The sequence below is a fragment of the Brucella sp. TWI559 genome, assembly GCF_039674265.1.
Lineage (GTDB): Bacteria > Pseudomonadota > Alphaproteobacteria > Rhizobiales > Rhizobiaceae > Brucella > Brucella chromiisoli.
In genome coordinates, this window is the sequence record NZ_JBDJNE010000008.1 from 61,776 (window position 1) to 82,393 (window position 20,618).

A 20,618-nucleotide genomic window follows, 5' to 3' on the forward strand; every position below is an offset into this window, starting at 1 on the left:
GTACCTCCTCAGGCGGTGTAGGTCACGGTTTTCACCGCTTCCACCACTTCTGCTACAGTTGGCAGAGCCAGCTTTTCGAGATTTGCCGCATATGGCATCGGAACGTCCTTGCCAGCGATCGTCAGGATCGGCGCATCGAGATAATCAAAAGCTTCCTGCATAACGCGGGTAGCAATTTCCGTACCAACGGAAGACTGCGGGAAGCCCTCTTCAACGGTGACGAGACGACCGGTCTTCTTGACCGATTCAACAACCGTTGGAATATCCATTGGACGGATAGTGCGCAGATCGATAACTTCAACGTCGATGCCCTGTGCAGCCAGTTCGTCAGCAGCCTTGACCGCATAGGTCATGCCGATACCGAACGAAACGATGGTCGCGTCCTTGCCCTGCTTATGAATGCGGGCCTTGCCGATTGGCAGCACGAAATCATCCAGCTTCGGTACATCGAAATGATGACCGTAGAGAATTTCGTTTTCAAGGAAGATGACCGGATTTGGATCACGGATTGCAGCCTTGAGAAGACCCTTCGCATCAGCCGCCGAATAAGGCATGACGACCTTGAGGCCCGGAATCTGGCTGTACCATGCGGCATAGCACTGGGAGTGCTGTGCACCAACGCGCGCAGCAGCGCCCGAAGGGCCACGGAACACCATTGGTGCGCCCATCTGACCACCCGACATATAGAGCGTCTTGGCAGCCGAATTGATGATCTGGTCAATCGCCTGCATGGCGAAGTTGAAGGTCATAAATTCGACGATTGGCTTGAGGCCAGCCATAGCAGCACCGACACCGATACCAGCAAAGCCATGCTCAGTGATCGGGGTATCGACAACGCGGCGTGGGCCGAATTCGTCAAGAAGACCCTGCGTAATCTTGTAGGCGCCCTGATATTCGGCAACTTCTTCACCCATGATGAAGACATCGTCGTCACGACGCATTTCTTCGGCCATGGCATCGCGCAGTGCTTCACGCACCGTCATCGAAACCATTTCTGTACCGGCTGGAATATCTGGATCAGATGCAAGTTCAACCTTTGGAGCAGCAGGCACGCTATCGGCTTTCTTTTCTTCAGCCTTTGGCGCTTCTTTTGCTTCTTCCTTCGGTGCCTCTGCTTTTGCAGCAAGTGCGGAACCGATGTCGGAGGCGCTTTCACCCTCACCGAGCAGAATAGCAATCGGCGTATTAACCTTCACGCCTTCCGTGCCTTCTTCGATGAGAATCTTGCCGATTGTGCCTTCATCAACAGCTTCGACTTCCATCGTTGCCTTGTCGGTTTCGATTTCGGCAATCACATCACCGGATGTAACTTTGTCGCCTTCCTTTTTCACCCATTTGGAAAGCTTGCCTTCTTCCATGGTTGGAGAAAGGGCGGGCATGAGAATTTCTACGGGCATGTCAACACCTTTCCCGAACTAGAGCAGAATATCCGTGTAGAGCTCGGAAACATCCGGCTCTGGATCGTTTTGAGCGAATTCGGCAGAATCAGCCACGATGTCGCGGACTTCCTTGTCGATTTCTTTCAGCTCTTCTTCAGTGGCCCAGTTCTTTTCGATCAGGCGCTGTTTAACCTGTTCAATCGGATCGTGCTCGGAACGCATCTTCTGCACTTCATCCTTCGAGCGATACTTCGCAGGATCGGACATTGAGTGACCGCGATAACGATAGGTTTCCATTTCAAGGATCAGCGGGCCCTTGCCAGCACGTGCCCATTCAGCGGCCGCTTCCGCAGCAGCAGCAACGGCGCGAACATCCATGCCATCAACCTTGATGCCCGGAACGTTGAACGAAACACCGCGCTTTGAGAAATCCGTTTCAGCGGATGAACGCGAAACTGACGTACCCATTGCATAGCGGTTGTTTTCGATCACGTAGATCACCGGAAGCTTCCACAGCGATGCCATGTTGAAGGCTTCATAGACCTGGCCCTGATTGGCAGCGCCATCACCGAAATAGGTAACCGAGATATTGTCATTGCCGCGATACTTATTCGCAAAGGCAAGACCTGTTCCAAGAGGAACCTGAGCACCAACGATACCGTGGCCGCCGTAAAAGCCCTTTTCCTTGGAGAACATGTGCATGGAGCCGCCCTTGCCCTTGGAGTAACCCCCACGGCGGCCGGTGAGCTCTGCCATAACGCCACGCGCTTCCATGCCAGTTGCCAGCATATGACCATGGTCACGATAGGAGGTGATAATCTGATCACCTTCCTTAAGTGCTGTCTGCATACCGACGACGACAGCTTCCTGACCAATATAAAGGTGACAGAAGCCACCAATGAAACCCATACCGTAAAGCTGACCGGCCTTTTCTTCGAAACGGCGAATCAACAGCATTTCGCGGTAGGCGTTCAGTTCCTGCTCTTTATTGAAATCAGCCGGTGCTGGTGTCTTGGGAACATTCCCAAAAGACGCCTGCGATTTTCCAGCCGACGCTTTATTAGCCTTCGGTGCCATATCTCGCTCCCTATAGCATGCACCCAAAACCAGCATCGATTTTGAAAGCAACATGCGTCGATTCAAATTATCAGAGCCCTTTCACGCACACAAAGGACGCGCGGCGCTCTACGATTGTCGTTCTATTGTGACGTTATACGGGCAATTTACAAGATACAATATGCACGTAGAGCATAGCTGCTATGCCGCCAAGCCCTTAAAAACATATCACAAAAAGACAATTAACTGGATTTCAGTTAATTTGATCGATCTTCCCGAGAAATGATAATTGTCATTTCATCAGCGTGGGAGAGATTAAGCGCTCTGCGTGCCTGCTCGTCAAGCATGTCCTTTTCAATCGTCCCATCACGAAGAAGCGTGACTCGCTTTTCAAGCGCAGCTCTATCGGCAGTCACCTTTTCAAGCTGCTGCGTCAGAAGGCTTTTCTGTTGTTCGAGCTGAATACGAGAATAGAGACCAAATTCGCCGTGATAGGCGTGAAAACCGAAATAGCTCAGAAACGCAGCCGTCAAAACGGGCAGCACAAATCGGCCGCGAATAGATTTACGTTTCTGCTTGGTCCACATTTCGGCTTCCTTCCCGGACGCTCACGACGGTTTTGATTCTGAATTAAAGCCGTCTATCCGATTTCCACCATGAAGCATTATTTTGCTTAACAGAGCTTTACCATCCAAAGGATGACGAGCCATCCAGGTGCATTTTTTCAAAGGGGCGGCTTCAGCGTGCAAGCACGGCCACCACAATTCGACATCAATCCAATTCAGTTTAACGCTGACATTAAATCATCACCTTAAGTAAGACACAACTTAAATATTAATCATAAATTGCCAATATATTTTATCAGAATTTAAGAAATCGAAAATCGACATAGGGAATTAAATAAGGCAAATATCTTTAACTTAAATGATAAGAGTGATATTTTAACAATTAAAAACAAATATAGAATAATTGTTATTTTATACTCAGATATAGGAAGAAAAAATGGTAACCGAAAAATTGGTAAAGCGCCTTGCATGCATCATCATGGCTCTGTTCCCCGCCTTATGGGGTTTATTCAGCTTTCTGAACAACACCGCCGATTTTTCGGGCACTGCTCAGAATGCCGTTGCGCCGCTCTTATCTATGGCCGACACTTATGGAAATCCGGCTCTGACCTGGCGCTCGATTACCGCCGGTTGGGCACCCTATGTTGGCCTTGCCGGTATTACCGCAATGGAAACACTTGCAGGAATTCTGGCAACGATCGGCGTTCTCAAGATGGGAACAAACCTCGGTAAAGACTATGCAGCTTTCGCCAGAGGCAAAGCATGGGCGATGCTGGGAGCTTTGTGCGCAATCGCAGTTTGGGGCCTTGGCTTTATGGTCGTTGCGGGTGATTGGTTTATGGCATGGCAAGCCAAGGAAAACCCGCTCAACACGCAATTGGGTGCCCTGCTCTATTGTCTTCCCTGCATGATGGCTGTGGTGGTGATGATGCTCCACAAAGAAGAGGCCTAAGGACAGGACAAACAAAAACGGCGGCACATAAGCCGCCGTTTTTTTATTAAAGAGAGATCCTTAGAGGAACTTCAGTGCGCTACGGCCTGCATAGCGCGCCTGCTTGCCAAGTTCTTCTTCGATGCGGATGAGCTGATTATACTTTGCAGTACGATCGGAACGCGCCAGCGAACCAGTCTTGATCTGACCGCAGTTGGTTGCGACGGCAAGATCAGCGATGGTCGAATCTTCTGTTTCACCCGAACGGTGCGACATAACCGAGGTGTAACCGGCCTTGTGCGCGGTTTCGACAGCATCCAGCGTTTCGCTCAGCGAACCGATCTGGTTGACCTTCACGAGGATCGAGTTGGCAACGCCCATCTTGATACCATCACGCAGACGTGCCGAGTTGGTTACGAAAAGATCGTCACCAACCAACTGGCACTTCTTACCGATCAGGTCGGTGAGGTATTTCCAGCCTTCCCAGTCGTCTTCTGCCATACCGTCTTCAATCGATACGATTGGATAATCGGCAGCAAGCTTGGCAAGATATTCTGCCTGAGCCTTTGGATCGCGGGTCTTGTTTTCACCTTCATAGACGTAGTTGCCGTCCTTGAAGAATTCGGTCGCAGCACAATCGAGACCGATAGCAATATCTTCCCCCGGCTTGAAGCCAGCCTTTTCAATCGACTCAACCACGAAATCGAGAGCAGCTTCTGCACTCAACAGATTTGGAGCAAAACCACCTTCATCACCAACATTGGTGTTGTGGCCGGCATCTTTCAGACGCTTCTTGAGCGTGTGGAAAACTTCCGCACCATAACGAACAGCTTCGCGAAGCGATGGAGCGCCAACCGGCAGGATCATGAATTCCTGAAAGTCGATTGGATTGTCAGCATGTGCACCGCCATTGATGATGTTCATCATCGGAACAGGCAGGACATGGGCGTTGGCACCACCAACATAACGATAAAGCGGCAGGCCTGTTGACTGTGCAGCAGCCTTGGCAACGGCAAGCGAAACGCCGAGAATTGCGTTTGCACCCAGATTGCCCTTGTTTGGCGAACCATCAAGATCAATCAGCGTCTGATCAACCAGCAGCTGATTTTCAGCGTCAATACCAGCAACAGCGTCGAAAATCTTACCATTGACGGCTTCAACAGCCTTTTCGACACCCTTGCCAAGATAACGGCTGCCACCGTCACGCAGTTCAACGGCTTCGTGTGCGCCTGTCGATGCGCCTGATGGCACCGCTGCGCGGCCAAAAGCACCATCTTCGAGTACGACGTCTACTTCGACGGTCGGGTTACCACGGCTGTCGAGGATTTCGCGACCAACGATGTCGATGATTGCAGTCATAGGGGCAAGTCCTTCCCTGTAGATAGCCTCGTTTCGTTCGAGGCACATTGAAGAAATTCGATGTGAGACTTCATTACAGAATTAAAAGGCGGAGGAAAATCCCCCGCCTGTGAATTCCTGATGAATTTTTAAATCGATTTAGCAATTCTGTCGAAAGCCATGAGCTTTTCGAGAAGTGCGGACATTTTATCGATCGGCACCATATTTGGACCGTCTGAAGGCGCATGATCCGGGTCCTCGTGTGTCTCAATGAAGACACCCGCGACACCCACTGCAACCGCAGCACTTGCAAGTGTTTGAACAAACTCGCGCTGACCGCCGGAAGAGCCGCCCTGCCCACCCGGCTGCTGTACCGAATGAGTCGCGTCAAAAATCACTGGTGAACCAAAGCCAGCCATGATCGGCAGCGCGCGCATGTCGGAAACAAGCGTATTATAGCCAAAAGATACGCCGCGTTCGGTCGCCATCACATTCGGATTGCCATTCTCGGTGATCTTGGCGAGCACGTTCTTCATGTCCCAGGGCGCCAGAAACTGGCCCTTTTTCACATTGATCACGCGGCCCGTCTTGGCAGCCGCAACCAGAAGATCAGTCTGGCGACAGAGGAACGCTGGAATCTGTAGAACATCGACAACTTCAGCAACAGTCGCGCATTGCTCTTCGGTGTGGATGTCAGTCAAAACGGGAAAACAGAACTCTTTCTTGAGATCGGCAAAAACTTCGAGCGCCTTTTCCAGACCAATACCGCGCTGCGCGCTGAGCGACGTGCGGTTCGCTTTATCGAAGCTCGACTTATAAACGAGCCCCATGCCGAGCTTTTGGGTAATCTCCACCAAACGTCCGGCCATATCGAAGGCATGTTCACGACTTTCCATCTGGCAAGGCCCGGCTATCAAAGCGAGTGGCGCAGTGTTGGAGAACGTAACATTGCCGATTTTGACAGTAGGATTAGCGGTCATCATGATTTGGAACCTTCAATTACAGATGCCTGAAAGGCACTTATCTGGCGTGCAAATCTTACAAAAACAAGACGCACAAATGAAATGCGCCCCCGAAGGGGCGCAAAAGCTTTAAACCAGTCTTCCCTGTTCCATCGCGGCTGCGATGAAAGAGGAAAAGAGTGGATGCGGCTCAAACGGACGTGACTTCAGTTCCGGATGGTACTGAACGCCGATGAACCAAGGATGATCCGCATATTCAACCGTTTCCGGGAGAACACCATCTGGCGACATGCCTGAGAAGACCAGACCGCTTGCTTCCAGACGGTCCTTATAGTCAACATTCACTTCATAGCGGTGACGATGACGTTCGGAAATTTCGGTTGTACCGTAGATTTCGGCAATACGCGTTCCAGCCTTGAGTGTGGAATCATATGCGCCAAGACGCATCGTGCCGCCAAGATCACCAGACTTCGTGCGCTTTTCAAGCATATTGCCCTTGAGCCACTCAGTCATCAGACCAACAACAGGTTCCTTGGTCGGGCCAAACTCAGTCGAAGACGCATCTTCGATTCCTGCAAGGTTACGCGCAGCTTCGAGACATGCCATCTGCATACCGAAGCAAATACCAAAATAAGGGACCTTGTGCTCGCGTGCAAATTTGGCAGCAAGGATCTTGCCTTCCGCACCACGCTCACCAAAGCCACCCGGCACCAGAATGCCGTGGACTTTTTCAAGGTACGGCGATGGGTCTTCGCTTTCAAAGACTTCCGCTTCGATCCAGTCGAGATTGACCTTCACCTTATTGGCAATGCCGCCATGCTGAAGCGCTTCGATCAGCGACTTATAAGCATCCTTGAGTTCGGTATATTTGCCGACCACGGCAATAGTCACTTCGCCTTCAGGATTGTGCAGAAGATGGGAAATTTCTTCCCAGCGTTCCATACGTGGCTTAGGAGCCGGTTCGATGCCGAATGCCGCCAGCACTTCATTGTCGAGACCTTCCTTATGATAAGCAATCGGCACATCATAAATGGTCGAGACGTCGAGCGCCTGAATAACCGCGCTTTCACGCACATTACAGAACAGCGACAGCTTGCGGCGTTCAGAAGCCGGAATCTCACGATCCGCACGCACCAGAAGAATATCCGGCGCAATACCGATCGAACGCAGTTCCTTGACCGAATGCTGCGTCGGCTTGGTCTTGAGTTCACCTGCCGCTGGAATATACGGCATCAAGGTCAGGTGGATATAGACCGCGCTGCCACGCGGCAGTTCGTTGCCAAGCTGACGAATGGCTTCAAGGAACGGCATGGCTTCAATATCGCCAACCGTGCCGCCGATTTCGCACAGCACGAAATCATAATCGTCATTGCCTTCGAGAATGAAGTTTTTGATTTCATCCGTGACGTGAGGAATGACCTGAACCGTCGCACCGAGATAATCGCCGCGGCGTTCCTTTTCGATGATATTGCGGTAAATGCGACCGGTGGTAATGTTATCCCGCTGATTGGCGGGACGACCGGTAAACCGCTCGTAATGACCCAGATCAAGATCTGTTTCCGCACCATCGTCAGTCACAAACACCTCACCATGCTGGTAAGGCGACATCGTGCCGGGATCGACGTTCAGATAAGGGTCGAGTTTACGGATACGCACGCGGTAACCACGTGCCTGAAGGAGTGCAGCCAATGCTGCTGCGGCAATGCCTTTTCCGAGGGAAGAAACCACGCCGCCTGTGATGAATACATATCGCGCCATGGGCTTATGTCGTTAGACCCTTCTTGCTGATTCCGCCACTAAAAAAAGTGCGACCAGCGCTTTTTCCATCAAAATCACATCCGATCGGCCTCCCATATGGGAAAACCGGATGCTTTCACCAAGCTCAATTCTTCTCACACGATGTAGCATTCAATGTTACACGCGCACGAAAAAAGGCCGGGAAATTCCCGGCCTTTCGGGTATTTTAAACCGATATCAGAGAACGACGACTTTTGCGCCCATCCCGACTCGATCATAAAGATCCATGACATCTTCATTGGTCATGCGGAAGCAACCGTTTGAAGCCGGGCTACCGATGGTCCATGGCTGCGTTGTGCCGTGGATACGGATATAGGTATCCTTGTTACCCTGAAACAGGTACATCGCGCGCGAACCAAGCGGATTGCCCGGACCACCATCCATGCCATTCTTGTAACGGCCATATTGCGAAGGATTACGCTCGATCATTTCCTTGGTGGGAATCCAGCGTGGCCATTCGCGCTTGGCGTTAACAGTTGCGGTTCCCTTAAACTCAAGACCGACTTTACCCACAGCAATGCCATAGCGGCGCGCAGTGCCTGAGCTCTCGACGAGATAAAGAAAATACTTCGAAGGGTCGATAACGATCGTACCCGGCTCATAACCGGAGAATGATACGGTCTGCGCCTTATAACGCGGATCAACATTATAGCGATTCAGCCCTACCTTCTTGGCAGCACCAGCATTCGAAGCGCTTTTCTTTTTATTCTTTGCAGGCTTTGCTTTGGTATCGCTGGCCATTGCAACCTGCTGAACATTGCCTGCCGCAGCAGCATCAAGCTCGGCTTCAGCGCCGGCAGCACCAGCTGCAAAGCCCGGAGTGGCAAATCCAATGCAAAGGCTTGCAATGCCCGCCATTAAAATAAAACGTGAAGACATGATCTGTTCCCGAAAACCCAAGCAATGCGGAGAGTGCCTGCCGCACTATCGCGCCCAGGCTTTAGCCCTGCATACTGTAAAGAGCGTCACTACTCAATTAACAGCATCGTGAGTTCATCACGATTCAGAGCACTCTATTGCCTGCTTGCAACACTTTCGGAATGTGCATTCTAACTGCGCGCATCTTATCCAATAAAAAAAGCCGGCCCTGACGGACCGGCTTTCAAATTTTTATATTTCAAACCGCTTACTGCGAATTTGGAACCTGTGGAGCCTGTGGCTGTGTGGTTTCAGGCTGCGCAGGCGCAGGCGTTTGTGTCTCATTGGTCTGCGAAGATTCGCCGCCAAGCTGATTCAGAATGCCGCCGCCTGTATTCGTTCCGCCTGCGGGCTGAGTCTGCGTTCCCGTTGCAGGAATACGATCAAGAATATCAGTCGGACGCTCACCGTAACGAGCCATAATGCCCAGAGCGAGGGAAGTCGCAAAAAAGCCAATCGCCAGAATAGCGGTTGTGCGGGTCAGGGCATTGGCCGCGCCGCGCGCTGTCATAAAGCCCGAACCACCGCCGATGCCAAGGCCACCGCCTTCGGAACGCTGGATGAGCACAACGCCAACAAGCGCCAGAACGATCAACAGATGAATGACAATGACAATGGTCTGCATAGGTTAGGTCTTTATATCTCTGAACTAATGCAGCCACGGGAAACAACCCCGCAGCGCTGTGATACAAATAGATAGAGCGGCTCTTTACACGCTATTGCGTGATAATCCAAGCCCTACATCCTCAATAGATTGTGTTGCACGCCTTACAAATTACGATAGGCTTCGCATATGGCTAGGAAGTCCGAAGCTTTCAAGCTCGCACCACCGACAAGCGCGCCATCCACATCAGCGACGCCCAGCAATTCCGGCGCATTGCCCGGCTTGACCGAACCACCATAAAGCAAACGCAAATGTGCGCCATTCGCACCAAAACGTTCAATGAGCTTTTCGCGCATAAATGCGTGTGCTGTGCGGACATCCTGCACGGTTGGCGTGTGTCCTGTACCGATCGCCCATACTGGCTCATAAGCAATGATCGTGTTTTCAGCATGAACACCATCGGGGAGTGAAACTGCCAACTGGCTGCCAATCACTTCAAGGGTTTGATCTGCTTTGCGCTGATCTGCCGTTTCACCGACACAGACAATAGCGACGAGCCCCGCACTCCATGCGGCTTCTGCTTTGCTGCGAACCAGTTCATTCGCTTCACGGTGATCAGTCCGACGCTCGGAGTGACCAAGGATAACATGACTTGCGCCCGCTTCTTTCAACATCAGCGCCGAAACATCCCCTGTATGCGCACCGGAGGTTTTCTGATGGCAATCCTGTCCGCCCAGTGCAACCGTTTCGCCTTCCAACGTGTCAGCAGCGCGCGACAACAATGTCGCAGGAACACAAATGACAGCATCAAGCTTACGGCCAAGATCTGAACTCAAACCGGCCGCAATTGCGCGGAGTTCTGTCAGAGATTCTCCCGTACCGTTCATTTTCCAATTGCCAGCAACCAGCGGGCGGATTCCCGGAGTCATGTCATTCTCCTCGCCTTTAATGACGTTGAACTGCTCAATAGCCTTACAGCAGCGCAAATTTTTGCCACTGACTAAGCGTATTCGTCGTTCATTGCAATGTTCTTAGTGCTCAAAACCTAATCAGAACTTGCATCTGGGGCTGGCTTGAGGTTATCCCCTGTGACGGCTTTTTATCTTTCGCCAGGCTTTATTTTGTTCTTAAAGGGTTTCCAATGCTCGACAGTATGCGTGATGCCGCCAGATCATGGGTTGCTAAGCTTCTTCTCGGTTTGCTCGTTTTAAGCTTTGCAGTCTGGGGTATTGCAGATGCGTTCAATGGCGAGCTTCAGGTTGATGAAGCGATCAGCGCAGGCGACTCTTCTGTAAGCACGTCCGACTATCGCTTTGCTTACGAGCAGCAACTCATGCGGCTCTCGCAACAGTTCCGTCAGCGTCTGACCCGGGAACAAGCTCAGCAGCTTGGCGTGGACCAGCAGGTTCTGGCGCAGCTTGCAGCCGGCGTCGTGCTCGACGAGCAGGCCCGTAACATGCAGCTTGGCCTCTCCAAGGACGGTATCGCACGCCTCACCGCTGAAGATCCTTCCTTTAAAGATGCAAGTGGAAATTTCAGCCGTGCGCAGTTTGATGCTGTGCTGCGCCAGTCCAACATCCGCCCGCAGGATTATCTTGATAACCGCGCAAAGGTTGCGCGCCGCCAGCAGATCGTTGAAGCATCAACAGATGGCCTGAAAATGCCAAACACCATGCTGAAGGCACTGGCGCTGTATCAGGGCGAGAGCCGCAGTGCTGATTATATTACTGTTCCGGCTGAGAAAGCTGACGCCATTCCTGCACCGTCAGACGAAGCCGTCAAAGCATATTTTGATGAGCACAAGGCTGAATATAAGGCACCGGAATACCGCAAGATCACCTATGTGAAGCTTGAACCTTCCGATATTGCTGATGCATCCGCCGTCACGCAGGATGAAATCAAAGAATATTATGAGAAGAACAAAAGCCGCTTCAGCACCAATGAGACCCGCACCATCGAACAGCTGAATTTTGCCGATGAAGCTGCGGCGAAAGCAGCGCATGAAAAAATCGCTGCCGGTACCAGCTTTGTCGATATCGGCAAGGAACAGGGAAAGAGCGAAGCTGATCTGGTTTTGGGAACTTTCGAGAAAACGGCACTTCCTGATGCGGTTATCGCAGATGCGGCTTTTGCGTTGCCGGAAGGTGGCGTAACTGATGTGGTCAAGGGCGCATTTGGTCCTGTTATTCTGCGCGTTACGAAGGTTAATCCGGCAAATGTAAAGGCGCTGTCAGACGTCGAAAAAGAAATTCGCGATACAGTTGCGACCAATATCGCAATCAGCAGCATCAACGGCATTCATGATGCTTATGAGCAGCAGCGTTCGGAAGGCGGCAGCATGGCTGACGTTGCCAAAGCACTCAATCTCAAATCTGTAACGGTTGACGCGGTTGATGCAGAAGGCAACGATCCGACCGGCAAAAGCGTTGATCTGCCAAATTCGCAAGCCCTTATTTCAGCGGCGTTTCAGGCGGATCAGGGCTTTGATAATGATGCGCTGACATTGGGAAACACGGGTTACCTCTGGTATCAGGTCGATGGCATCACCCCTGCCCGTGATCGCACCCTTGATGAAGTCAAAGACAAGGTTATCGCTGAATGGAAAGGCGAAGAAGCTGTAAAGCGCCTTAACGACCGCATGGCAGAGCTGAAGAAGCGCCTTGATGGTGGAGAAACTCTCGATGCGATTGCAGCAGAGCTTGGGCTTGAAAAGCAGACCAAGCGCGGCATTACCCGCAATACGAACGATGCGGATTTTGGTTCGGCTGCAACCGCTCAGGTCTTCCGTGGACCACTTAACCACACGGGCACCGCTGGCGCGGTTTCAAACGACGGACAAATCCTTTTCAAGGTTATCGAAGTCACCGAACCAACCGCAGCAGGCCCGGAAGCAATTCCTGCGCAACAACAGCAATATCTGGCAAACGCACTGACCGACGATGTTCTTGAGCAACTGGTTGGTGAATTGCAGAAGCAATACCCAGTGAAGATCAATCAAGCAGCGATCAACCGCGCGCTGGCATTCTGATCTTCTGGCACTCTGATAGGCAACGGACATAAATCATGGCTGACTTAAAACCCTATATCGCCAAGGCTGCCTTAGGCACCCCACTGTCGTTTGAGGATTCCAAGGCAGCCTTTGACATCATGATGTCCGGTCAGGCGACACCGTCGCAGATTGGTGGTTTCCTGATGGCGTTGCGTGTGCGTGGCGAAACCGTACCTGAAATTGCAGGTGCTGTTTCATCCATGCGCTCACGTATGCTGCCGGTAAGCGCTTCTGCTGACGCGGTTGACATCGTTGGCACCGGCGGTGACCAGTCTGGTTCTTATAATGTCTCCAGCTGCTCCGCTTTTGTTGTAGCGGGCGCAGGTGTTCCGGTTGCAAAACATGGCAACCGCGCCCTCTCATCCCGCTCTGGTGCAGCCGATGCTTTGGCTGCTTTGGGCGTGAATATCGAAGCTGATGCCAATACCATTGCGCGCAGCATTGATGAAGCTGGTCTCGGCTTCATGTTTGCACCGATGCATCATTCAGCAATGCGTCATGTCGGACCGTCACGTGTCGAACTCGGCACGAGAACAATTTTCAATCTGCTTGGACCACTTTCAAACCCGGCAAGCGTTAAGCGGCAACTGGTTGGCGTCTTTTCCGCTGAATGGGTCGAACCGCTGGCAGAAGTGCTTAAAGAGCTTGGCTCTGAAACGGCATGGGTTGTCTATGGCGATGGCCTTGATGAAATGACCACGGCTGGCACAACAAAGATCGCGGCACTCGAAAACGGAAACATTCGCACTTTTGAGATCACTCCTGAAGAAGTCGGCCTGCGTCGCGTGGACATGTCCGAGCTTAAAGGGGGCGATGCCGAAGTGAATGCCAAAGCCCTGCTTGACGTACTTGAGTGCGCGAAAAATGCTTATCGTGACATCGTGCTGTTGAATTCTGCCGCAGCACTGGTGATTGCAGGCAAAGCAAACGACCTCATGGAAGGCATCACCCTCGCCGCGCAATCAATCGACAGCGGTTCAGCGCTTGAAGTGCTGCAAAAAGTTATCGCTGTGTCTCATGACAAGCCGCTTTGACGGAGAAGAAAAAACATGTCCACTGACATTCTGCGGAAAATCGAAGCCTATAAGCGCGAAGAAATCGCTGCTGCCAAGGCTCGCCTTCCGCTCCAAGAAGTAACGGCACAGGCCAAAGATCAGCCCGCAACGCGCGGCTTTCTAAGAGCACTGGAATCCAAGCGCGCTGCCGACCAATTCGCACTCATTGCCGAAATCAAGAAGGCAAGCCCGTCAAAAGGCCTTATCCGTCCGGATTTTGACCCACCGGTATTGGCAAAAGCTTATGAAGATGGTGGTGCTGCCTGCCTTTCTGTTCTCACAGATACGCCCTCTTTTCAGGGCGCGCCTGAATTTCTGATTGCAGCGCGCAATGCATGCTCGCTGCCCGCCCTGCGCAAAGATTTCCTCTTCGATACCTATCAGGTCTATGAGGCGCGCAGCTGGGGCGCAGATTGCATTCTTATCATTATGGCAAGCGTCGATGATGACCTTGCAAAAGCGCTGGAAGAAACTGCTTTTGACCTCGGCATGGATGCACTGATTGAAGTGCATGACGAGGAAGAAATGGAACGTGCGCTGAAACTTTCATCGCGCCTCGTTGGCGTAAACAATCGCAATCTGCGCACATTTGAAGTCGATCTCGCAGTCTCCGAACGCCTCGCAAAGATGGTGCCTTCGGACCGCCTTCTGGTGGGCGAAAGCGGCATCTTCACCCATGACGACTGCCTGCGTCTCGAAAAATCGAATATCGGCACATTCCTGATCGGCGAAAGCCTGATGCGTAAAGAAGATGTGGCATCAGCCACCCGTGAACTTCTGACCGGTAGGGTGTGAACCATGTCTGCCAAGCTCACCCATATCGACCAGACAGGCGCCGCCCATATGGTCGATGTCGGCGACAAGGCTGAAACTGAACGCGTGGCCACCGCCGAAGGTGCGGTGAGAATGAAGCCGGAAACTCTGGCGCTTATTCTGGAAGACAATGCCGCAAAAGGCGACGTTATCGGCACTGCCCGTCTTGCAGGCATTATGGCCGCGAAGAAGACCGCTGATCTCATTCCACTTTGCCACCCATTGATGCTGACAAAGGTGTCAGTAGACATTGAACCGGATCTGTCACTTCCCGGCCTTCGCATCTCTGCGACTGCGAAACTAAAAGGCCGAACCGGCGTCGAGATGGAAGCGCTGACTGCCGTATCAGTCACTTGCCTGACCATCTATGATATGGCGAAGGCCGTTGATCGCCACATGGAAATTACCAACATTCGCGTTTCGGCAAAGAGCGGTGGCAAGTCAGGTGACTGGAAAGCCTGATTTTTCTGACGAGAGGAAAACGCATGTCCCTGCTTCCAATCGATGAGGCCCTTGTACGTATTCTCAATAATGCAGAGCCGCATGGCACAGAGACGCTCTCTCTTTCTGAAGCAGGCGGACGTGTTGTTGCAGAACCTGTTCAAGCCAAGCTGAAACAGCCGCCCTTCGATTGCTCGGCCATGGATGGCTATGCATTGATGGCCCCACAAAACATCAACTATCCTCTTGAATTCAGTATCATCGGCGAATCAGCCGCCGGAAAACGCTTCGAAGGCCAACTGAAACAAGGCGAAGCGGTCCGCATCTTCACCGGCGCGCCGATGCCGGTAGGCGCTGATAGTATCGTTATTCAGGAAGACACGGAACGATCCGGCGGCAAGCTCACAATCCGTCAGGGATTGGCCAAAGGCCGTCACATCCGTCATGCGGGCCTCGATTTTGCGCCTGGTGACACTATTCTGCCAAGTGGGCGAGAACTTGATGCCCCGGCCCTTTCGCTTACCGCTGCCAGCGGCAATGCCATGATTTCTGTTTTCAAGCAGCCGCGCATTGCCATTCTGGCCACAGGGGATGAACTCGTTCCTCCGGGCGCGATTCCCGGTGCCGACCAGATCGTCGCCTCCAACAGCATTGGCGTTGCTGAAATCGTGCGTCGTACAGGTAGAAAACCTGAAGATATGGGCATTATCAGCGACGACCCCGCAAAGATCGAATCCGCAATCAGTCAGGTTCTCGATGATGGTGTCGACATTCTCGTGACCATCGGCGGCGCATCGGTTGGTGATCGCGATTTTGTGCACAGCGCGTTGAAAAATTGTGGTGTCGATCTCGACTTCTGGAAAATCGCCATGCGTCCCGGCAAGCCACTGATGTATGGACACAAAACTGTATCCGGCAAAACCGTTCACGTCATCGGTCTGCCGGGCAACCCGGTTTCAAGCCTCGTTTGCAGTTTGGTATTTCTGCGTCCGCTGATCGCGAAACTATCAGGGCGTCATTTGACCGCGGATTTCCGCCCGGCACGTCTTGGCAAGCCAATGAATGCGAACGATCATCGTCGTGATTATGTCCGCGCAACGGTTGAACAGGCGGCGGATGGCACACTCACCGCGACGCCGTATCCACTTCAGGATTCCTCAATGCTGTCAGCGCTGGTGGCTTCCGATGCCCTTTTGATCAGAGAAGAAAATGCACCCGCGGCCGCAGCGGGTGATGCTTGCACGATAATGATGCTATAGTAAAATCCAATAGGGTCGGCCCATATTAATAATTTTAAAACCATTGCGGAACAAGACTGGAACATATAGTGTTTGTTCTGGTTATGTTTTTATTTGATTCTGGTCCGGAGGGTATGCGCATGTTGACCCGTAAACAGCACGAGCTCCTGCTGTTCATTCATGAACGTATGAAAGAAACAGGCATTCCCCCCTCTTTCGATGAGATGAAAGAGGCGCTCGATCTGGCATCCAAATCGGGCATTCATCGGCTGATTACCGCCCTTGAAGAACGTGGCTTCATTCGCAGGCTGCCAAACCGTGCCCGCGCGCTTGAAGTGTTGCGCCTGCCCGATTCGATAGCCCCCGGTCTGAACGCGCAGAAGAAATTCGCGCCCAGCGTTATTGAGGGCAGCCTCGGCAAAGCTCCTCCTGCGCCTTCAGCAGCGCGCACCGTCCCGGTTTCAGCCAATAGTGATGCATCGGCGATGGTCTCCATTCCCATGATGGGCCGCATCGCAGCCGGTGTACCAATTTCGGCCATTCAAAATCAGACACATTCCATCAGCCTTCCACCCGAAATGCTTGGTGCAGGTGAGCATTACGCGCTCGAGGTCAAAGGCGATTCGATGATTGAAGCCGGTATTTTTGATGGTGATACGGTCATCATCAAGCGTGGCGATACCGCCAGCCCGGGCGAAATCATCGTGGCTCTCGTCGATGATGAAGAAGCGACACTGAAGCGGTTCCGCCGTAAGGGCGCATCGATTGCGCTGGAAGCCGCCAACCCGGCTTATGAAACACGCATTTTCGGACCTGACCGGGTCCGCGTACAGGGCAAGCTGATCGGTCTGATACGACGGTACTAAAAATCGTTCGGGAAAGGAGAGGCCGACAGCCTCTTTTCTATCGATTATTGCTGGCAAAATGCGTAAAAACAAACAGATAGAGCATTTCCCATAATTCAATCAAAACGGGAAATTCTCTGCATAGACGGAAGGCATAAGTCCTGTCGGATCAAAACAAGGATCGATGGGAGCATGCTTTTAATAGAGTCCTTTAGAGCGTTTCTTCTGTTTCCACCCCGATAGTAAACCCTTTCGCTCTCTTCTTATATTCGCGCTCAGGCTGACCGCGTGCGGCACGCGAATAGAGACGATGAAGCTGCCAGGGGCGCGTTGGCGCACCGACTGAAAAATTTAAATAATCGGCATAGGCTGCATCCTTGCGCTGCTCCGCAACGCTAAAGCGATAAATCTGATGATCGTCGCGGACCGCTGGATCAGGAGAAACCGCCTGATGGCGCTGCATTTCCTCTCCCAGCCTTATTTCGAGCGTTCCTTTCAAGGCCAGTTCCTGTCGGCCAATCACCAGCGTAGACGAACGCGTGCAGCTTAACTCTTTGCCTGCAATCGCCAGAACCACAACGTCACCGACATTACAGGCAATCTCGTGCATCTCTTCCTGAGCGGTATAGGCAAATATGCGCCCGTCCCGAAGTGACAGGGTGCAAAGCCCATCCTCACAGATAAAGCCATCCTCGCGCGCGCCAGCACTTCGTTTCATCGCACTCTGCGGTGGGATAAAATCATCAATCAGATAGGCCGTCTGCCAGTTCTGCGCCGTAAATTGCGGAGGTCTGCTGCGATTGACTGCGAAACTCCCATCGCGCAATCGTACCGCCACGAATTTCGCGTCCTCGCTAATGAGGATATCGGGCATGGGCGAGCGCATAAACACCACAAGACCTGCCATAACGAAAGGCAATGCCAACAATCGCAATCTTGTGGTGAATGTGACGGATATGACAAGCGCGACAGTCCACAGGATCAGCGTCATCACCGGCATGACACCCGGATTACCATCGGGTGAAAAGCTGGCCACAAAGCTCGCAATATATCTCACCAGCAAGATGCCAAATCCCATGACCTGCAATGGCAGCCAATCAAGTTGCAACGGCATCAATATCAAGCTTAACACTGCAAACGGCATCACAAGTATTGAAATGACTGGCAGCGCCAGCACGTTTCCAACAAGTCCAAAGGGCGCCGTGTTGTTAAAATGATAGGCCGCAAATATACCGCTCGCTACACCGGCAACAATGGATGTCGCCCCCGTCGCAAATGTCGGAAAAAGTATTTTTTTCATCGTTCCACGGGGTGATGAGCGCAGATTATTACCTGCCGATTGCTTGCGCATTTTTCGGTCGCTCCACCAGGCAAATGCAGCAATCAGCCCCGCAGTCGCCGAAAACGACATCTGAAAGCTCGGCCCCAGAATTTCATGCGGAGAAATGGCAATCATCGCCACGGCCGCAATAGCCAGATTTCGCATACTGATCGCCGCACGATCAGCCAACAGCGCACAAAGCATGACAACAATCATCAAGTAGCTGCGCTGTGCCGCAACATCTGCGCCCGACATAGCGAGATAAAAAGTGCAACTCAAAAGCGAGAGAAATGCAGCATATTTCTTGACAGCATAACGTGCGCTGAATGCGGGAAAAAGCGCGAATAATGCACGAAGAGACATCATGACCACACCGGCTGCCAGCACCATATGCAGACCAGAAATTGACAGAATATGCGCAAGCCCCGCCTTGCGCAGATCATTGTTGGTTTCATCACTGATCCCTGCCCGCTCGCCTGCGATCAGTGCGGCAGCAACACTGCCATCTTCCCCTGAAAGCACCTCCGCAATCCTCTCGGAAACATGGACACGCAATCTGGCAATTTCTGTTGCAATCGTCGCCTTAAGCCCCTTCGGTTCCAAAACATCTGCAATTTTCGGAGTTCCAAGAAAAAAGCCATTCGCTCCAATGCCGGCAAAATAGGCATGGAATGCAAAATCATAATTGCCCGGTCTCACTGGCCCAGAAGGCACGCGCAGACGCGCAAAGCCAGTTAATCCGCTGCCAATTGTCGTGCGTGCCGGAATATCGCGCGCTGTATGTGGCGCGGCGGCAGCTTCTGGACAGACGGGCGTTAGCTTCTGGACAAAAAGATAAAATTGCTAACGCCGAACAATGTTTTTCTCAATCGTTGATCTTAGGTTCTTGAACCGAACTTGATGCGTTCGGAACAACTTCGTTTACGACTTGCTTCGAAGTTGCCGGTACTGGTGATGCAAACCACGCGAACGCACAAAACAGCAAAATGATGACGCCGCCTATACCGTAAAACAGATTAATTTTGCCGTTCGATTTCAGTTCCCAGCAAAGCACCTTCACCGGGCTGCTAGCGCTGATTGAAGAGCCTAAAGCTATTTCCGGGATACTCTTTCCAAATTTAGTCTCGATCTTCGTTGCATGATCGACGGCCCCCTTCAGCAGTCGATGATACCAATGGCGGTCCATAAACCAAAACCCTGCCCAGATAGTTAGCGCAATGATCGCAATTGCAACTGATAAACTAACATCTAAACCGAACACCTGAACCGCAAGGCCATCACGAAAGGTAATTCCAGCAGCTGCCATCATTGCACCTGTAACGGTCAGAGCAAAATTGCGAATCTGCATTTCGATCTGATTAAAGTGCTGCTGAACATCAACCGACTTTTTCCATATGTCGATCATCTGTGTTGCGTTTAATTCTGCCACACTGGCCTCAGGGCTAACAAAGTCAAATTTTTGCAATATCTCGCCAAAAAAGTCGATTGACGTTGACGGCACAACAGTCCGCGAAGTCGTCCGTTTTTCTCTTTCAATATCCTCGTCAGTCCAATGAGAAACTTTGCGCAAGAGTTCGTAACCTGAATGGGATTGCGAAACACCATATTCGGCAAATACATCATGGACCCCCGCATCTTGGGCCATTGCCACATCTTTAAAGAGACTGTCGCCAACGTACACGCACTCATCTGGCTTGGCCTTGAGATCGGTTATAATCTCCCGCAACAGCCTTGCGTTTGGCTTTAGCTCATTCGGTGCGGTGTGACGAATTTCCGTAATTTGGAGTTCGTAAAACTCATCTGGCAGGCTGCGAATTTGTGAAACGCCTACACCAGCTGGTAGGTCGTGATCTTTGGGGCAATAGAGATAATCAATCACGCCGTCTAAGCCGAGTTTCTTCAGCCTGTAGCCGCTATAGAATGACAATGATTCTGTGTAGGCGATGATGCGCGCACCGCGGTTCTTAATTTGCCATAAGGTTTTGAGAACTGTCGGATAAAGACGAAGGGACCGGTCCCTTTCAATCTTCGATAATTGGATTTCTTGCGCAAGAAAATCCCTCAAACTGCTTCCATCGGGCGTATCCAGCTTCAGTTCATCTACCAGAAACGTATATTCCGAAGTTCGGCGGCTTCTATGTATCTCGCGAATGCTCTTTTCCAATTCAGCTGAATCAACGCTGATCCGGTCACGTAGCCCTTCGTAAACGGGTAAAAAAGACGATTGCCAAATGTGAAACCAGTCATAAAGCGTGTTATCAAGGTCCACGATTAAGGTGTTCACTTTTGGCTTCATTTTTCACTC

The 20,618-nt window shown here is 51.8% G+C and carries 17 protein-coding genes and 1 pseudogene; 7 read left to right on the forward strand and 11 right to left on the reverse strand.

All coding sequences use genetic code 11. The features are described 5' to 3' along the window. Positions 1 to 8: 8 nt before the first annotated feature. From ABE530_RS11715 to ABE530_RS11725, 3 genes are all read right to left on the reverse strand, one after another. On the reverse strand, positions 9 to 1,397 hold the full coding sequence (locus tag ABE530_RS11715; protein ID WP_499694622.1) for a pyruvate dehydrogenase complex E1 component subunit beta: 1,389 nt from the start codon (positions 1,395 to 1,397) through the stop codon (positions 9 to 11). Between the two features lie 18 nt (positions 1,398 to 1,415). Further along, positions 1,416 to 2,456, reverse strand: a complete 1,041-nt coding sequence (gene pdhA / locus ABE530_RS11720) for a pyruvate dehydrogenase (acetyl-transferring) E1 component subunit alpha (RefSeq protein ID WP_265984634.1) — start codon at positions 2,454 to 2,456, stop codon at positions 1,416 to 1,418. A gap of 236 nt (positions 2,457 to 2,692) precedes the next feature. After that, on the reverse strand, positions 2,693 to 3,022 hold the full coding sequence (locus ABE530_RS11725) for an FtsB family cell division protein (RefSeq protein ID WP_396997009.1): 330 nt from the start codon (positions 3,020 to 3,022) through the stop codon (positions 2,693 to 2,695). 415 nt (positions 3,023 to 3,437) lie between these two features. Here ABE530_RS11725 and ABE530_RS11730 point away from each other — a divergent pair, with 415 nt between their 5' ends. Continuing rightward, entirely contained in the window at positions 3,438 to 3,953 is a 516-nt protein-coding gene (locus tag ABE530_RS11730) for a DUF2165 family protein (RefSeq protein WP_499694623.1), read from the forward strand. 60 nt (positions 3,954 to 4,013) lie between these two features. Here the strand turns inward: ABE530_RS11730 and eno are convergent, their stop codons facing one another. The 6 genes from eno to tpiA all read right to left on the reverse strand — a co-directional run bounded on the left by eno (position 4,014) and on the right by tpiA (position 10,480). Continuing rightward, positions 4,014 to 5,291, reverse strand: a complete 1,278-nt coding sequence (gene eno / locus ABE530_RS11735) for a phosphopyruvate hydratase (protein WP_265984631.1) — start codon at positions 5,289 to 5,291, stop codon at positions 4,014 to 4,016. Positions 5,292 to 5,419: 128 nt separating this feature from the next. After that, complete coding sequence (kdsA, locus tag ABE530_RS11740) at positions 5,420 to 6,253, reverse strand: 3-deoxy-8-phosphooctulonate synthase (protein WP_499694624.1); 834 nt, start codon at positions 6,251 to 6,253, stop codon at positions 5,420 to 5,422. Between the two features lie 108 nt (positions 6,254 to 6,361). Next, complete coding sequence (gene pyrG, locus ABE530_RS11745) at positions 6,362 to 7,990, reverse strand: CTP synthase (protein WP_499694625.1); 1,629 nt, start codon at positions 7,988 to 7,990, stop codon at positions 6,362 to 6,364. A gap of 216 nt (positions 7,991 to 8,206) precedes the next feature. Then, positions 8,207 to 8,908: a L,D-transpeptidase gene (locus ABE530_RS11750; RefSeq protein WP_265984628.1), complete on the reverse strand. Its 702-nt coding sequence runs from the start codon at positions 8,906 to 8,908 to the stop codon at positions 8,207 to 8,209. A gap of 247 nt (positions 8,909 to 9,155) precedes the next feature. Beyond that, a complete protein-coding gene (gene secG / locus ABE530_RS11755; protein WP_265984627.1) occupies positions 9,156 to 9,572 on the reverse strand; it encodes a preprotein translocase subunit SecG in 417 nt (138 codons plus the stop codon). A gap of 143 nt (positions 9,573 to 9,715) precedes the next feature. Continuing rightward, positions 9,716 to 10,480, reverse strand: coding sequence for a triose-phosphate isomerase (tpiA, locus tag ABE530_RS11760; RefSeq protein WP_499694626.1), 765 nt, complete (start codon positions 10,478 to 10,480; stop codon positions 9,716 to 9,718). A gap of 212 nt (positions 10,481 to 10,692) precedes the next feature. Here tpiA and ABE530_RS11765 point away from each other — a divergent pair, with 212 nt between their 5' ends. From ABE530_RS11765 to lexA, 6 genes are all read left to right on the forward strand, one after another. Then, complete coding sequence (locus ABE530_RS11765) at positions 10,693 to 12,579, forward strand: peptidyl-prolyl cis-trans isomerase (RefSeq protein ID WP_499694627.1); 1,887 nt, start codon at positions 10,693 to 10,695, stop codon at positions 12,577 to 12,579. 35 nt (positions 12,580 to 12,614) lie between these two features. Continuing rightward, on the forward strand, positions 12,615 to 13,634 hold the full coding sequence (gene trpD, locus ABE530_RS11770; protein WP_499694628.1) for an anthranilate phosphoribosyltransferase: 1,020 nt from the start codon (positions 12,615 to 12,617) through the stop codon (positions 13,632 to 13,634). A gap of 15 nt (positions 13,635 to 13,649) precedes the next feature. Then, the gene (trpC, locus tag ABE530_RS11775) at positions 13,650 to 14,450 is read left to right on the forward strand and encodes an indole-3-glycerol phosphate synthase TrpC (protein ID WP_499694629.1); all 801 of its coding nucleotides are present in this window, start codon (positions 13,650 to 13,652) and stop codon (positions 14,448 to 14,450) included. A gap of 3 nt (positions 14,451 to 14,453) precedes the next feature. After that, entirely contained in the window at positions 14,454 to 14,930 is a 477-nt protein-coding gene (gene moaC / locus ABE530_RS11780; protein ID WP_499694630.1) for a cyclic pyranopterin monophosphate synthase MoaC, read from the forward strand. 23 nt (positions 14,931 to 14,953) lie between these two features. Further along, positions 14,954 to 16,168 carry a molybdopterin molybdotransferase MoeA gene (locus ABE530_RS11785; protein WP_499694631.1) on the forward strand — a complete coding sequence of 405 codons (1,215 nt, stop codon included), beginning with the start codon at positions 14,954 to 14,956 and terminating at the stop codon, positions 16,166 to 16,168. Between the two features lie 119 nt (positions 16,169 to 16,287). Next, a complete protein-coding gene (gene lexA / locus ABE530_RS11790; protein ID WP_499694632.1) occupies positions 16,288 to 17,013 on the forward strand; it encodes a transcriptional repressor LexA in 726 nt (241 codons plus the stop codon). 235 nt (positions 17,014 to 17,248) lie between these two features. Here lexA and ABE530_RS11795 read toward each other — a convergent pair. Next, a pseudogene (locus ABE530_RS11795) lies at positions 17,249 to 19,093 on the reverse strand (ComEC/Rec2 family competence protein); the annotation flags it as partial. A gap of 85 nt (positions 19,094 to 19,178) precedes the next feature. Beyond that, on the reverse strand, positions 19,179 to 20,609 hold the full coding sequence (locus ABE530_RS11800) for an HAD family hydrolase (protein WP_499694633.1): 1,431 nt from the start codon (positions 20,607 to 20,609) through the stop codon (positions 19,179 to 19,181). Positions 20,610 to 20,618: the final 9 nt, after the last annotated feature.